The organism is Chromobacterium sp. LK1 (assembly GCF_001043555.1).
GTDB lineage: Bacteria > Pseudomonadota > Gammaproteobacteria > Burkholderiales > Chromobacteriaceae > Chromobacterium > Chromobacterium aquaticum.
This window is the reverse complement of the sequence record NZ_LDUI01000025.1, coordinates 89,099-103,270: the sequence shown is the minus strand read 5'-3', so window position 1 is coordinate 103,270 and position 14,172 is coordinate 89,099. Positions and strand designations below refer to the sequence as shown.

12 protein-coding genes are annotated in these 14,172 nt (G+C 64.0%); 9 read left to right on the top strand and 3 right to left on the bottom strand.

What is annotated here, in order from left to right:
* Positions 1–210: 210 nt before the first annotated feature.
* Complete coding sequence (gene pssA / locus VI26_RS11790) at positions 211–1,551, bottom strand: CDP-diacylglycerol--serine O-phosphatidyltransferase (RefSeq protein WP_048409939.1); 1,341 nt, start codon at positions 1,549–1,551, stop codon at positions 211–213.
* Positions 1,552–1,750: 199 nt separating this feature from the next.
* Here pssA and VI26_RS11785 point away from each other — a divergent pair, with 199 nt between their 5' ends.
* Positions 1,751–2,278 carry an RNA pyrophosphohydrolase gene (locus tag VI26_RS11785; RefSeq protein ID WP_048409938.1) on the top strand — a complete coding sequence of 176 codons (528 nt, stop codon included), beginning with the start codon at positions 1,751–1,753 and terminating at the stop codon, positions 2,276–2,278.
* Positions 2,279–2,406: 128 nt separating this feature from the next.
* Positions 2,407–4,371, top strand: coding sequence for a DNA topoisomerase IV subunit B (gene parE, locus VI26_RS11780; RefSeq protein ID WP_048409937.1), 1,965 nt, complete (start codon positions 2,407–2,409; stop codon positions 4,369–4,371).
* Between the two features lie 96 nt (positions 4,372–4,467).
* Here the strand turns inward: parE and VI26_RS11775 are convergent, their stop codons facing one another.
* On the bottom strand, positions 4,468–5,067 hold the full coding sequence (locus VI26_RS11775) for a short chain dehydrogenase (protein ID WP_048409936.1): 600 nt from the start codon (positions 5,065–5,067) through the stop codon (positions 4,468–4,470).
* A gap of 124 nt (positions 5,068–5,191) precedes the next feature.
* On the opposite strand from VI26_RS11775, the gene VI26_RS11770 reads away from it, so the two are divergent.
* The 4 genes from VI26_RS11770 to VI26_RS11755 all read left to right on the top strand — a co-directional run bounded on the left by VI26_RS11770 (position 5,192) and on the right by VI26_RS11755 (position 8,106).
* Positions 5,192–6,052 (top strand): LysR family transcriptional regulator, encoded by an 861-nt coding sequence (locus tag VI26_RS11770; RefSeq protein ID WP_231581008.1) that lies wholly within the window; start codon positions 5,192–5,194, stop codon positions 6,050–6,052.
* A 97-nt stretch (positions 6,053–6,149) separates the two neighbouring features.
* Positions 6,150–6,707 (top strand): chromate transporter, encoded by a 558-nt coding sequence (locus tag VI26_RS11765; RefSeq protein WP_048409935.1) that lies wholly within the window; start codon positions 6,150–6,152, stop codon positions 6,705–6,707.
* Entirely contained in the window at positions 6,704–7,219 is a 516-nt protein-coding gene (locus tag VI26_RS11760) for a chromate transporter (RefSeq protein WP_048409934.1), read from the top strand. The genes VI26_RS11765 and VI26_RS11760 overlap by 4 nt, the downstream gene beginning before the upstream one ends.
* 41 nt (positions 7,220–7,260) lie before the next feature.
* Entirely contained in the window at positions 7,261–8,106 is an 846-nt protein-coding gene (locus VI26_RS11755; RefSeq protein WP_053074375.1) for a hypothetical protein, read from the top strand.
* Here the strand turns inward: VI26_RS11755 and VI26_RS11750 are convergent.
* Complete coding sequence (locus VI26_RS11750; protein ID WP_048409932.1) at positions 8,094–8,774, bottom strand: ATP-binding domain-containing protein; 681 nt, start codon at positions 8,772–8,774, stop codon at positions 8,094–8,096. The two genes, VI26_RS11755 and VI26_RS11750, sit on opposite strands and share 13 nt — an antisense overlap.
* A gap of 108 nt (positions 8,775–8,882) precedes the next feature.
* Here VI26_RS11750 and hemE point away from each other — a divergent pair, with 108 nt between their 5' ends.
* The 3 genes from hemE to dacB all read left to right on the top strand — a co-directional run bounded on the left by hemE (position 8,883) and on the right by dacB (position 14,086).
* On the top strand, positions 8,883–9,950 hold the full coding sequence (gene hemE / locus VI26_RS11745) for a uroporphyrinogen decarboxylase (RefSeq protein ID WP_048409931.1): 1,068 nt from the start codon (positions 8,883–8,885) through the stop codon (positions 9,948–9,950).
* A 562-nt stretch (positions 9,951–10,512) separates the two neighbouring features.
* On the top strand, positions 10,513–12,687 hold the full coding sequence (locus tag VI26_RS11740; protein ID WP_048409930.1) for a primosomal protein N': 2,175 nt from the start codon (positions 10,513–10,515) through the stop codon (positions 12,685–12,687).
* 7 nt (positions 12,688–12,694) lie between these two features.
* The gene (dacB, locus tag VI26_RS11735; protein WP_048409929.1) at positions 12,695–14,086 is read left to right on the top strand and encodes a D-alanyl-D-alanine carboxypeptidase/D-alanyl-D-alanine-endopeptidase; all 1,392 of its coding nucleotides are present in this window, start codon (positions 12,695–12,697) and stop codon (positions 14,084–14,086) included.
* The last annotated feature ends 86 nt before the right edge of the window (positions 14,087–14,172 follow it).

Below are 14,172 nucleotides of genomic sequence, written 5' to 3'. Positions count from 1 at the left end.
GGGGAGGCTTTGTTGCGTTTAAACCTGTTCAATGCCTGCCGTGACGCCGTTGCCCCCTTCCAATGCCATTCCACTTTCTCCGTGGCTCTCGCTTTAAAGCCGGTGCGGAGAATGGCTTGAAGCCGCGCAGAAGTGAGGAAGTGACGGGCGAGGAAGTGATGGGCAATAAAAAAGCGCCGCGAGCGGCGCTTGGTCTTGGAACGCTGGAACTTACAACATCAGGTTCAACATGCGATCGATGCGCACGCGGCTCAAGCGCGTCAGCAGCTTCTTGATCTGATCCGGATAGGTGCGCACGTCTTCCAGCTCACGGTAATGCAGCAGTTGCCGGCTGTGGCGCAGGATATTGTCCTGTTCCTGTTGGTTCTGGTGCTTGAGTTCGGCGTGAGGGTCGTTGATCAGCAGCGCGTTTTCCATGTCCAGCCGGAAAGCTCGCGGGTTGAGGTTATTGCCGGTCAACAGCATGTGGCGCTGGTCGCTGAACATGCCTTTCAGGTGGTAAGTGTTGTCGCCGTCTTTCCACAAATGAACGCGCAGCTGATTGGTGCCGATGTAATGGCGCTGGCGCTTGGCGAAGCGGCGCAGATTCATTTCGTAGAGATAGGGCAAGGCACCGATGACCCGAAAGGGCTCGCTGGGCGGGATATAGAAGTCGTTGGCGGTTTTGTCGCCGACGACGATGTCGATCTGCACGCCGCGTCGCAAGGCCTTGTTGATGGCAAGCACCACCGAACGCGGGAAATTGAAATAGGGGGTGCAGATGAACAGCGTGCTCTGGGTGTTGGCGATCAGATCCAGGATCACCCGGTTGAGCGCGTTGCCTTTGCCGATGCCGACAATGGGACTGATGGACAGGCCATCATGCGCGTCGGCATCATGCGGGAAGCGGTACTGGCTATGACTCAGCTTGTCGCGGAAGACGCGGATTTCCTTGCGGATGCTGCGGGTGGCCGGCGCCGGCTTGTCGAGCCGGAACACCGCGGGGTCATTGAAGAACTGCTCGTGCATATAGCCGGCCATCGTATCCGCCAGTGCCTGGCTGCGGATCAGGTGGTAACGGTCGAAGCGGTATTTGTCCAGCTTGTGCAGGTAGACATTGTTGATGCTGGCGCCGCTGTACAGCACCTGCTCGTCAATAATCAGGCCTTTCAGGTGCAGCACGCCGAATAACTCGCGGGTTTGCACCGGGATGCCGTAGATCGGAACATCGACGTTGTGCAACAAAGCTTGGGCGCGGTACCAGGCGGCATTGCAGCTGTCCTGACTTTCGCCGATGCGCCCGCGCTGGGCGCGATGCCAATCCACCATGACTCGGATATCCAGCTGCGGTTGCCGCTGCTTGGCGGCAAACAGCGCATCCAGCACTTCCTGCCCCGCCTCGTCGTGCTCCAGATAGAGCGCGGCGATGTAGATGCGGTGCTGGGCCTGAGCGATGGCGGCCAGCAGGCTAAGGCGGAAGTCTGCGGTCTGATGCAGGGTGGTGATGGCGTCGGCTTGCAGACGCAGCTTGGGCAGCTGAGCGAGCAACGATCTTTTTAGCAGAAATGCCATGTAAGCGTTGGAGTTTGACGTTTAATCGTGGAATCGTAGCATCGTTTTCGCTTCTTGGGGGAGTTGGCGCCCTGGCAATCCTTGCGCCAGCGCAGTTCCGCGCCAAATCGGGTTGGAAAGCGGGATACGACAGAGTCCATGGCAAGGCGGGGAGAAATGTGCAAAAATTCGTTCAACTAGATGAATTGCAGGTTTTCCAATGCTGGACCGGGACGGATACCGCCCCAATGTCGGAATCATCCTCATCAATGGCAAGAATGAGGTGTTCTGGGGCAAGCGAGTGCGTGAGCATTCCTGGCAGTTTCCGCAAGGCGGAATCAAGCCAGGCGAAAGTCCGGAAGCCGCGATGTATCGCGAGCTGCTGGAGGAGGTGGGTTTGCTGCCGCAACATGTGAAAATACTGGGCCGCACTCGCGACTGGATGCGTTATGAAGTGCCGACCAACTGGGTGCGCCGCGAGTGGCGCGGCAGCTATAAGGGGCAGAAGCAGATCTGGTTCCTGCTGAAGCTGGTGGGCCGCGAGTGCGATGTCTGTCTGCGCGCCAGCAGCCACCCTGAATTCGATGGTTGGCGCTGGAATGAATACTGGGCGCCAGTGGACGCTGTGATCGAGTTCAAGCGCGATGTCTATGAGCGCGCGCTGGCCGAGTTAGCGCGTTTTCTGCGCGGGGTGGAGAGCCGAGAAGCGTATTTGACGCGCATTGGCCGCCCTCAGGAGCAGCACTGAGATGTTGGCGGGCGCGTCGTCGGCGCAGCCTGGATGCGATACGGCGGGCCTGGCCCGCTGTCTTTTTTTTCGCCGTGGCAAACTGCCGCGGCGTTTGGCGTAATTTGCTGGGCAACAAGATTTAAGACATGACGCAACAATACGATGAATCGTCGGTACGGGTGCTCAAGGGCTTGGAGCCGGTCAAGGAGCGGCCGGGGATGTATACCCGCACCACCGACCCCACCCATATTTGCCAGGAAGTGATAGACAACGCCGCCGACGAGGCGCTTGGCGGCTATGCGCGCAAGATCGCGGTGACGGTGCATCAGGATGGTTCGCTGTCGGTGGATGACGATGGCCGCGGGATACCGGTGGGCCTGCATCCGCAGGAGGGCGTGCCGGTGGTGGAACTGGTGTTCACCCGGCTGCACGCTGGCGGTAAGTTCAATAAGAAGGATGGCGGCGCCTATGCGTTTTCCGGCGGTCTGCACGGCGTCGGCGTCTCGGTGACCAATGCGCTGTCCACGCGGCTGGAAGTGGAGGTCAAGCGCGAGGGCGGCGTGCACCGCCTGGTGTTCTCCGGCGGCGACGTCATCGAGCCGCTGGCCCGGGTTGGCGATTGCGGCCCGCGCACCAGCGGCACCCGGGTGCGGGTATGGCCGGACGGCAAGTATTTTGAAAGCCCGCGTTATTCGCTGCCGGAACTGGAGCGCCTGCTGCGCGCCAAGGCGGTGTTGCTGCCCGGCGTGGCGGTGACGCTGATAGTGGAGCGTCCCAGCGGCGACGAGGTCAGGGTCTGGCAATATCCGGAAGGGTTGAAGAGCTATCTGGCCGAGCTGTGCAATGGCGATGAGCCGGTGGCGCCTCTGTTCGCCGGTGAGGCTTATATCGGCGATGATCACGAGCAATTCGCCAAGGGCGAGGGCGCGCAGTGGGCAATGGCCTGGTTCGAGGATGGCGCCAGCGGCGAGAGCTACGTCAACCTGATCCCGACCCCGGTGGGTGGCACCCACGAGGCGGGCTTGCGCGCCGGTGTGTTCGACGCGGTGAAAAGCTTCATCGACCACCACAATCTGCTGCCGCGCGGCGTCAAGCTGATGGCCGAGGACGTGTGGAGCCGTGTGCGCTTCGTGCTGTCCGCCCGGGTGCTGGATCCGCAGTTCCAGGGCCAGACCAAGGACAAGCTGACCAGCCGCGACGCCTTGAAACTGATTTCCGGCCTGGCGCGCGATCCGGTGGAGCTGTGGCTGAACCAGAACGTGGAGTCCGGCAAGAAAATCGCCGAACTGGCGATACGTCAGGCGCAATCGCGTCTGAAGTCGGTGAAGAAGGTGGAGAAGAAGAAGGGCTCCGGCGTGGCGGTGCTGCCCGGTAAACTGACTGATTGCGAGAGCGAGGATATCGAGCGCAACGAGCTATTCCTGGTGGAGGGCGACTCCGCTGGCGGCTCGGCCAAGCTGGCGCGCGACAAAGAGTACCAGGCCATCCTGCCTCTGCGCGGCAAGGTGCTCAATAGCTGGGAAACCGACAAGGACCAGCTGTTCTCCAATGCCGAGATCCACGACATCTCGGTGGCCATCGGCGTGGACCCGCATGGGCCCAGCGATCACCCGGACCTGTCCGGCCAGCGCTACGGCAAAATCGCCATCCTGTCCGATGCAGACGTTGACGGCTCCCACATCCAGGTGCTGTTACTGACGCTGTTCTTCCGCCATTTCCCGCGCCTGATCGAAAACGGCAATATCTATGTGGCCCAGCCTCCGCTGTTCCGCGTGGATGTGCCGGGCCAGGGCAAGCACCGTCCGCCACGCAAGCTGTACGCGCTGGACGAAGGCGAGATGACCGCCATTCTGGACCGGTTGCGCAGCGAAGGCGTGCGTGAGAACGCCTGGGGCATTTCCCGCTTCAAAGGCCTGGGCGAGATGAACCCGGAGCAGTTGAAGGACACCACGATGAATCCGGACACCCGTCGCTTGTCGCAGGTGCGCGTGCGCGCCGGCGAGCTGGAGCAGACGCTGTCCACCTTCGTCATGCTGATGGGCAAGGGCGAGGCATCCAGCCGCCGCAGCTGGATGGAGGCCAACGGCAACGCGGTCGAAGCCGATATCTGAGCGACGACACGCGTTCAACGCCCCCGCAAGCCTGGCTTGCGGGGGCGTTGTCATGTCTGCGGTATCGCCGCAGCGCAGCGGATTCCAAACAGGTTCTTACCAGACGCGCAGTGTCTGTCCTGTCTGCACGCCTTCCACGCTGCGCACATAGGCCAGCGCGGCGCGCGCCGCCGGCACCGCCTCGAAGCCTGGGAAGAAGTCCTGGTACTGGTCCCAGGATTCCCGCAGCACATTGGGACTGACCACATTGATGCGGCGGCCGCGGTCCAATTCCACCGCCGCGCCGCGCACAAAGCCCTCTAGCGCCGAATTCACCGCGCTGGCATTGCTGCCGAAGCGGATGGGCTGCTCGCTGACGATGCCGCTGGTCAGCGTGATGGAGCCGCCTTCGTTCAGATAATGCTGACCGATCAGCGTCAGTTCCACCTGGCCCATCAGCTTATCGTTGAGGCCGATGCGGAACTGCTCGGCGCTCATTTCCGCCAATGGACCGAAATGCAGTTTGCCGGTGGCGCTGATGATGGCGTCCACCTTGCCGGTGCGCTCGAACATCGCGTGGACGCTGGCGCCGTCGGTCAGATCCACCAGCACCTCGCCGCGGCGGCTGCCGGCCTTGATCAGTTGATGGTGGGACAGCGCTTGGCTGATGGCCTGGCCCAAGGTGCCGTGGGCACCGACGATGAGGATCTTTTTCATGGGGAATCTCCCGGACAAGTACAAGACCCGATCATTTTGCGCCCGCGCGGTGCACGGATTAATCCGCTAAGATGAACAAGATTGAAAACCATGGGTTATGAATGGCATGGATCGCCTATTGAGCATGGAACTGTTCGTGACCGTGGTGGAGCGCGGCAGCTTCACCGCGGCCGCGGAGGCGCACGGCCTGTCCCAACCCATGGTGGGCAAGCATATCGCCAGCCTGGAGCAGCGGCTGGGCGGCCGCCTGCTGGCGCGCACCACGCGCCGGCAACAACTGACCGAACTGGGCCGGCACTATTTCCAGCGTTGCCAATCCATTCTGGCGGAAATTCGCGCGGCGGAAAGCGGCGCCGAGTTGATGAGCGGCGCGCCGCGCGGCGTGCTGCGGATCAACGCCTCGGTGACCTTCGGTTCGCTGCGCCTGGCCGGCCTGCTGGCCGAGTTCATGCAAGCTTATCCGGATATCACCGTGGACCTGAGCTTGTCCGACGACCTGGTCGACCTGGTGGCCGATGGCTACGATGCCGCTTTCCGCATCGGTCAACTACCGGACTCCGGTCTGGTGGCCCGGCCATTGCAGCCCTACCGGATGATGGTGGCGGCGGCGCCGGCCTATCTGGCGCGCAAAGGCGTGCCGCGGACGCCGGCGGATCTGGCCGCGCATGATTGTCTGGGCTTCTCACTATGGCGCAAGGATGATGGCTGGGAGTTGCTGGGCGCGGGCGAGTGGGGGCGCGCCAGCCGCTTCCACTCCAACCACGGCCAGGCGCTGCGCATGGTGGCGCTGGCCGGCGGCGGCATCGTGCTGCAGGCCGAGGCGCTGCTCGGCGACGACGTGGCGGCCGGACGGCTGGTGGAGCTGCTGCCAGGCTGCCTGCCGCCGCCCAAGCCCATGCACCTGATCTATCTGCCGGACCGCCAGCCTTTGCCCAAGTTGCGGGTGTTCATAGACTTCATTCTGCAACGCCTGGGCGGGTTGTGAGTTTTATTGACAGGGCTTGTCAACGATTTTCGTTTGAGCGCGAGTGCGCATCGGCGTAGCTTGCATACATTAAAGCAATGGCGAGGGAGAGACGGGGATGGAGCCGGATTTGCGGACGCCCAGCCGGCGTGAATTGTTCGCGGGCTTTTTCTCTATCGGCCTGACCGGCTTCGGCGGCGTGCTGCCGCAGGCGCACCGGATGATGGTGTTGCGCCGCCGCTGGCTGAGCGAAGCGGACTTCGCCGTGATGCTGAGCCTGGGTCAAGTGTTGCCGGGGCCGAATATCGTCAATGTCGCGGTGGCGGTGGGCAGTCGTTTTCACGGCGTCGGCGGAGCCGCCGCCGCCATCGCCGGGCTATTGCTGGCGCCCATGGTCATTGTGCTGCTGCTGGCGTCCTTTTATGGCCATTACCGCCAGCTGCCGTTGGTGCAGAACGTGCTGCATGGCCTGGTTTCCGCCGCCGCTGGCCTGATAGCAGCGATGGGTCTGCGCTTGCTGGCGCGCATCGAGCGCAAGCTGTGGTGCGGGCTGGTGGCCGCCTTGACCTTCTGCGCGCTGGGAATATGGCAATTGCCCTTGCTGTGGGCGCTGCTCTTGTTGGCGCCGGTCGCCATAGGCTTGGCCTGGCGCGACCGCCCGAAGGAGGGCGCATGATACTGCTGACGCTGCTGTGGCAGTTTTCCATGCTGTCGCTGGTGGCGGTGGGCGGCGCCAATGTGCTGATACCCGAGCTGCAGCGCTTGGTGGTGGAGCAAGGCTGGATGAACGCGCGCGAATTCGCCGCGTTGTTCGCCATCGCCCAGGCCGCGCCCGGCCCCAATGTGCTGGTGGTCTGTCTGATCGGTTGGCATGTGGCCGGGGTGTCCGGTGCCGTGGTCAGCATGCTGGGCATTTGCGGGCCATCGTCCATCCTGAGTTTTTACGTGGCGCGCTGGTGGCAGCGCTATCGGCAGGCGCCGCTGACGCTGGCGATACAGCGTGGGCTGGCGCCGCTGACCATAGGGCTGGTGGCGGCTAGCGCCCTGTTGTTGAGCCAGGCGGCCAACGCCAGCGTCGGCGCCTGGTTGTTGTGCGGCGCGGTGGCATTGGCGGCTTGGCGCACCGCGCTCAACCCTTTGTGGCTGTTGCTGGCCGGCGCCTTGCTGGGTGGGCTGGGGCTATTATGAAACGTGGCCGGAGGCGGTCCTTGTTCTGGGAACGGAGTGCGATGCGAGTCTTGATCTGGCTGCTATTGTGCTGCTTGGCGCCATGGGCGCAGGGGCAAGGGCTGTCGATCCGCTACGCCTTGGTGTCCGGGGAGCAGGACCCGCATCTGCCCTATATGCAGGCCTTGTTGCAACTGGCCTGCGGCGAGGCCAAACTTAGTTGCGAGCTGAGCAGCGCGCTGGACATGAACCAGGGGCGGGCGCTGGAACAGATGGCGCACGGCGATGCCGGCGTGGATTTGTTCTGGGGCATGAGCAGCCGCGAGCGCGAACAGAAGGCCCTGCCGGTGCGCATCCCGCTCTATAAGGGCTTGATAGGCTGGCGGGTGCCGCTGGTGTCGCAAAAGCGCGCCCGGCTGTTTGAAAAGGTGTTCACGCTGGCGGATCTGAAGGCGCTGAGCGCAGGCCAGGGGCAGGATTGGCCGGATACCCAGATTCTGCGCGGCGCAGGCTTGCCGGTGGTGGCCAGCCCCCTGTACCTGCCGCTGTTCGCCATGCTGCGCCAGGGGCGTTTCGACTATTTCCCGCGCAGCGTGATCGAGGTGGGGCAGGAGCTGGAGTCCGACGCCGCCAAAGGCCTGGCGTTGGATTCTTACGTGGTGCTGCATTACCCGGCGGCGTTTTACTTCTTCGTGTCGCCGCGCCGGCCGGAGCTGGCGCGGGCCTTGACCCAGGGCCTGGAAGTCGCCATCAAGGACGGCAGCTTCGACAAGCTGTTCCTGCGTTTCAACGGTCCGCGCTTGCGCGCCTTGAACCTGGCGCAACGGCGCATCATCGAATTGCCCAACCCTCTGCTGCCCAAGGAAACCCCGTTGCAGCGCAAGGAACTGTGGTTTTATCCGCGCTGAGACTCCTGCGGCAGCAAGTCCGTGAACACAAATCCATCCCGTTCCACTGTTTCGCCCACGGTGTGCGCTACCGGGCGCTGGAACATCGGTCCATCCCAGGCGAAGGAGTGGAATTCCCCGTATTCGCCGCATGGGTCGGCGTCCGGCGGCAAGGCATCCAGCAAAGCCTGGCCAAAGTCGCGGCCAGCCAGCTCGCGCGGCAGCTTGCGCGGGTCCAGGCAGGTCAGCCTGGCTTTCAGGCCGCCGCGCAACATGGTCTGCGCCAGCTCGGCGGTGGGCAGGCCCCACAGCGGAAAGAGCGGCTCAATGCCGCTGCCGGCCAGATTGCGCTCGCGGTAGGCGCGCACATCCTCCAGGAACAGGTCGCCAAACGCCATATGGCTGACGCCGTCGGCGCGGCAGGCGCTGACGAATTCCGCCATCCGGCTGGCGTAATCCTCGTTGCTGCAAGGGTAGGGGATGCTCAGCTGGCGCAGCGGCAAGCCCAGCGCCGCCGCCTGTTCGCACAGCAGTTCGACGCGGACCGCGTGCATGGCCACGCGCTGGAAGGCCTGGTTGACGGTGGTGAACAGCCCGACCACTTCGACATCGGGGTCCTGGCGCAGCACATGCAGCGCCCAGGCGCTGTCCTTGCCGCTGCTCCAGGACAAGAGTACGGTTTTCTTCATGGCGCATAGCTTAGCCGTGCTGAGGCGCGCCGCCAAGCGGGGGGACTGGGCCGGGGGAGTCGGGTATAATGACGCTCTATTTTTTCGTCATTCAGGACTGATTGCCGCATGACCCAGCTCAAGAACGATACCTTCCTGCGCGCGCTGCTTGGCCAGCCCGTCGAATACACCCCGATCTGGATGATGCGCCAGGCGGGCCGCTATTTGCCGGAGTACCGCGCCACTCGCAGCCGGGCCGGCAGTTTCATGGGCCTGTGCACCAGTCCTGACTACGCCACTGAAGTCACCTTGCAGCCGCTGGAGCGCTTCCCGCTGGACGCAGCCATTCTGTTCTCCGACATCCTGACCGTGCCGGACGCCATGGGCCTGGGCTTGTATTTCGCCGAAGGCGAGGGCCCCAAGTTCGAGCGTCCGTTGCGCGACGAAGCCGCGGTTCGCGCGCTGGCGGTGCCGGCGCTGGACAAGCTGAGCTATGTCTTCGACGCCGTGTCCAGCATCCGCAAGGCGCTGGATGGCCGCGTGCCGCTGATCGGCTTCTCCGGCAGCCCGTTCACCCTGGCCTGCTACATGATTGAAGGCGGCGGCTCCGATGACTTCCGCCACGTCAAGGCCATGCTCTACAGCCGTCCGGAACTGCTGCATCACATCTTGGATGTGAACGCCCGCACCGTGATCGACTACCTGAACGCCCAAATCGACGCCGGCGCGCAAGCGGTGCAGATCTTCGACACTTGGGGCGGCGCGCTGACCCAGGCGGCCTACCGTGAGTTCTCGCTGGCCTATATGCGCCAGATCGTCGCCGGCTTGAAACGCGAGGCCGACGGCCGCCGCGTGCCGGTGATCGTGTTCACCAAGGGCGGCGGGCAGTGGCTGGAAGAGATCGCGGCCATCGGCGCCGACTGCGTGGGCCTGGACTGGACCACGGACCTGGGCGCCGCGCGCGCGCGGGTGGGCGGCAAAGTGGCGCTGCAAGGCAATTTCGATCCCAATGCGCTGTTCGCCGAGCCCGCCGCCATCGAGCGCGAAGTGGCGCGCATCCTGGCCAGCTACGGCACCGGCAGCGGTCATGTCTTCAATCTAGGCCACGGCATCTCCCAGCACGTCAAGCCGGAGCACGCCGGCGCGTTGGTTGAAGCGGTGCATCGCTTGTCGCGGCCATATCACGCCGCCGGCTGAAACCGGCGCCAGTTCATTTGCATGTTTTTGCCGACCGGCGCGTTTCCCATGCGCCGCTGCACCAGGCTGGAGCATGGCGGCGGGCATTAAAGCCCGCCTTATCAGACTGTGAAGCCATCGCCAGCTGCTATTAGCGCCGCAAGTGGAAAAGGATTTGTTTTTTCAACAGAAAATTTAACTTTTCCCTCGCCGCCGCTTGGCGCGCGCCGGGGTATCGATGCTTGTCCGGCCGATGGTTCGCCTGTGGCCGGATTGCATTTTTGCACTTGGGTTAATAAGGATATTGACAAGAAGAACGGTAGTTGTTCTCGGAGTTATGCACATCTCCTAGTCAGAGTTCCAGTCCTTGTCAAGCCGATTGCTCATGTTTTTTTCAGCAATTTAAGTCTTTGAAAATAAAGGAAAAAATTATTGATTAATTTTTGTGCAATCTAATGGAAACGCTGTTCTAGCGCCATTTCGGCGGTAGACCGGCATCTTGTTCACAAAGTTATCCACAGCATCTGTGCACAGTGGCCGCAAAGCCTTGTCACAACAGCATTTGTCTTCGGGAGCGCTCCGGATGGGGCAACACAGCATTGTGCAAGTGGCCGTGGATGTGCCGCTGCCAGGTACGTTCAGCTACCTGACCCAGTTGTCTGTCATGATTGGGCAAAGAGTGGCGGTTTCCTTCGGACCGCGCCGGCTTTGTGGCGTGGTTGTCACGGATATACCTCAGCAGGGTATCGAGCCGGCCAAGCTCAAAAGCATAGACGCGGTGCTGAGCGGCCTGCCGCCGTTGCCGGAAGACTTCATGGCCCTGGTTCGCTTCGCCGCCGATTACTACCACCATCCACTGGGCCAGACCCTGTTCACCGCCTTGCCCACCGGCCTGCGCGAGCCACGGGATATCCAATTGCCGGACGAACGGCCCTACGCGTTGACGCCGCTGGGCGAGGCGGAAGCGCCGCCGGCGCGCCAGCGCGCCAGGCTGGCGCTATGGCAGGCGTTGCAGGATGGCCCGCTGACGCTTGCCGCCGCCAAGGCGGTGACGCCGCAGGCCGGCAAAGTGCTGGCGGACTGGCTGGCGGAAGACAAGATCCACCGCGTGGAACCGGAAGCGGCGCCCTTGCGGGTGGCGGACAGCCCCGAACTGAACGAAGAACAACAGGCCGCGCTGGATGCCTTGCGTGGCCAGGCGGGCTATCAACCTTGGCTGCTGCACGGCATTACCGGCAGCGGCAAGACCGAAGTCTATCTACAACTGATCGCGGATCATCTGGCTGCTGGCCGCCAAGTGCTGGTGCTGGTGCCGGAAATCAATCTGACCCCGCAACTGATCACCCGCTTCACCCAGCGCTTTCCCGCCAGCCGCATCGCTGTGCAGCACAGCCACCTGGCCGATGGCGAGCGCCTGAAGGGGTGGCTCGATGGCTGGCAAGGCCGCGCCGATGTGGTGATAGGCACCCGCTTGTCCGTGTTCACTCCGCTGCCGCGCCTGGGGTTGATCGTGGTGGACGAGGAGCACGACGGCTCCTTCAAGCAGCAGGATGGCCTGCGCTACCATGCGCGCGATCTGGCGATCTGGCGCGCGCGCCGGGCCGCTGTGCCCATCCTGCTGGGCTCGGCCACGCCCAGCCTGGAAACCATGGCCAATGTCGAAGCCGGCCGTTATCGCCGGCTCTCCCTGAGCCGGCGCGCGCATGGCGCGGCCAGGCTGCCGGATGTCCGCTTGGTCGACGTGCGGCGGCAAAAACTGGCCGAAGGCCTGTCCGAACCGGTGATCGAAGCATTGCGCCAGCGCCTGGCGCGCGGCGAAATGAGCTTGGTGTTCATCAACCGCCGCGGCTTCGCGCCGGTGGTGGCTTGCACCGATTGCGGCTGGACCAGCGGCTGCCCGCGCTGCTCCGCCAAGCTGGTTGTGCACCTGCTGGAGCGCAAGCTGCGTTGCCACCATTGCGGTTGGGAAGAAGCGGTGCCGCGCGCCTGCCCGGACTGCGGCAATCCCGACATCAAACCGCTGGGCGAGGGCACCCAGCGGCTGGAGTCGGCGCTGACGCGCCTATTCCCCACTGCGCGCATTCTGCGCATAGACCGCGACACCACCAGCCGCAAGGAAGCCTGGGACGATATCTACCGCAAAGTGCACGCCGGCGAGGTCGACATGCTGGTGGGCACCCAGATGCTGGCCAAGGGCCACGACTTCGGCACCCTGTCGCTGGTGGTGGCGCTGGGAGCGGACGGCGGTCTGTACTCCGCGGATTTCCGCGCCTCCGAACGGCTGTTCGCGCAACTGATGCAAGTGGCCGGCCGCGCCGGCCGCGCCGATGCCCCCGGCGAAGTGCTGATCCAGACCCAATGGCCGGATCATGAGCTATACCAGGCCTTGGCGCGCCACGATTTCGACGGCTACGCCAACACCTTGTTGGACGAGCGTCGCATCGCCGGCTTCCCGCCCTGCGCCTATCAGGCCTTGCTGCGCGCCGACAGCCCCAGCCTGGAACAAGCCACCGCCTTCTTGGCCGAGGCGCGCCGGCTGGCCGAGCCCCTGAGTGCGCAAGTGCTGATCTCCGGCCCGGCGCCGGCGCTGATGGTGAGGCTGGCCAATCGCGAGCGCGCCCAGCTGGTGTTGGAAGCGCCGCAGCGGCAAGCGCTGCACGCCTTTTTGAATCAACTGCTGCCACAGCTGGACGCGGTGGCCAAGCGCCATGGCCGCGGCCTGCGCTGGTCGCTGGATGTAGACCCACAAGACATGTGATCGCCGAATGAACGCTACTCCCAAGAAATCCCTATTGGCCGGCTGCCTGCTGCTGACGGCCTGGCCCGCTTTCGCCATGGACCTGCATGGCCTCAAGCCGGAAGAAGTGGCGGTTTGGGCCGCGCCGGTGGAAAGCGGCAAGACGCTGGCCGGCCACCGCGCCGACAATGCGGTCAACCCAGCCTCCACCATGAAGCTGATCACCAGCTGGAGCGCGTTGAACCTGCTCAAGCCCGGCTATCACTGGCATACCGGCCTCTGGTCCGCCGCGCCGCTGCGCGACGGCGCCTTGCAAGGAGATCTTTACTGGCTGGGCGCCGGCGATCCGCGCTTCAACAACGATAGCCTGCTCAAACTGCTGTATGAGCTGCGGCTGCGCGGCGTCAAACAGATAGACGGCCGCCTGCTACTGGACAAGAGCGCGTTCAAGGGCATTTCCAGCGCCCATGACTTCGACGAAGACCTGGGCCGTGCGTTTACCGTGGAGCCGGACAGCCACCTGACCAATCTGAAAGTGGCCTGGCTCAACTTTTATGTCGACGCCGCCGGCGCGCGCGTGGCGCTGGACCCGCCGCTGGCCGGCGTCCGCGTCAATGCCAAGCTGCAGGCCGGCGGCCAGGGCGGCCCGAACGACTGCTCCGATGTGCGCCGCTACGCCACGATCAGCAACGACGCCAATTCCGTCACCGTCAGCGGCACCTTGCCCGCCAGCTGCGACGGCGCCAAGACCTTCGTCAACGTGCTGGACCACGATGCCTTCGCCAGCCAGGACTTCGCCGCGCTGTGGCAAGCGCTGGGCGGAGCCGGGCCCAAGGGCGCCGGACAGGGACGGGTGCCGGCCGGCGCGCGGGAACTGGCGGGGCACGACTCCCAGCCGCTGACCGTGGCGATCAGCGATATCAATAAATACAGCAACAACACCATGGCGCGCACCTTGTTCCTGACCCTGGGCAAGGAGGGCGGCGGTGGCGAGGATACCCGTGCCAACGCCGAACACGCGGTGCGGCGGTTGTTGGCGGCCAACGGCATTTCCGACGAGACGCTGGTGTTGGAGAACGGCTCCGGTCTGTCGCGCCGCGAACGCGTGAGCGCGCGGCTAATGGGGCAGGTGTTGCTCAATGCCGCGCGCGGCCCCTACGCCAGCGAATTCCTGGCCAGCCTGCCCATCGCCGGTGAAGACGGCACCCTGAAAAAACGCTTCGCCGATCAAGGCCCACGGCTGCGGATGAAGACCGGCACCCTCAAGGACGTCAAGGCGCTGGCCGGCTACTGGCTGGGCGCGGATGGCCGCCGGCTGGCGCTGGCGGTGATCGTCAACAGCCCGCGCGCGCCGGAAATGGGCAAGGCGATGGATCAGATCGTCGCCGATCTGATCGATCAGTTCGAAGCCGCCAAATAAGCTGGCGGCGGATTGACGGTTTCGGCGCGCGCGGCGCGCGTATAATATCGGGTTTTGCGCTCCTCGCCGGAGCGCCCGAACCCGCG

What these genes read in the sequence shown, in the direction of transcription:
- parE (WP_048409937.1), top strand. Translation starts at nt 2,407, where the DNA reads ATGACGCAACAATACGATGAATCGTCGGTACGGGTGCTCAAGGGCTTG.
- pssA (WP_048409939.1), bottom strand. Translation starts at nt 1,551, where the DNA reads ATGGCATTTCTGCTAAAAAGATCGTTGCTCGCTCAGCTGCCCAAGCTG.
- VI26_RS11740 (WP_048409930.1), top strand. Translation starts at nt 10,513, where the DNA reads ATGGGGCAACACAGCATTGTGCAAGTGGCCGTGGATGTGCCGCTGCCA.
- VI26_RS11785 (WP_048409938.1), top strand. Translation starts at nt 1,751, where the DNA reads ATGCTGGACCGGGACGGATACCGCCCCAATGTCGGAATCATCCTCATC.
- VI26_RS11770 (WP_231581008.1), top strand. Translation starts at nt 5,192, where the DNA reads ATGGAACTGTTCGTGACCGTGGTGGAGCGCGGCAGCTTCACCGCGGCC.
- VI26_RS11775 (WP_048409936.1), bottom strand. Translation starts at nt 5,067, where the DNA reads ATGAAAAAGATCCTCATCGTCGGTGCCCACGGCACCTTGGGCCAGGCC.
- VI26_RS11765 (WP_048409935.1), top strand. Translation starts at nt 6,150, where the DNA reads ATGGAGCCGGATTTGCGGACGCCCAGCCGGCGTGAATTGTTCGCGGGC.
- VI26_RS11755 (WP_053074375.1), top strand. Translation starts at nt 7,261, where the DNA reads ATGCGAGTCTTGATCTGGCTGCTATTGTGCTGCTTGGCGCCATGGGCG.
- VI26_RS11760 (WP_048409934.1), top strand. Translation starts at nt 6,704, where the DNA reads ATGATACTGCTGACGCTGCTGTGGCAGTTTTCCATGCTGTCGCTGGTG.
- VI26_RS11750 (WP_048409932.1), bottom strand. Translation starts at nt 8,774, where the DNA reads ATGAAGAAAACCGTACTCTTGTCCTGGAGCAGCGGCAAGGACAGCGCC.
- hemE (WP_048409931.1), top strand. Translation starts at nt 8,883, where the DNA reads ATGACCCAGCTCAAGAACGATACCTTCCTGCGCGCGCTGCTTGGCCAG.
- dacB (WP_048409929.1), top strand. Translation starts at nt 12,695, where the DNA reads ATGAACGCTACTCCCAAGAAATCCCTATTGGCCGGCTGCCTGCTGCTG.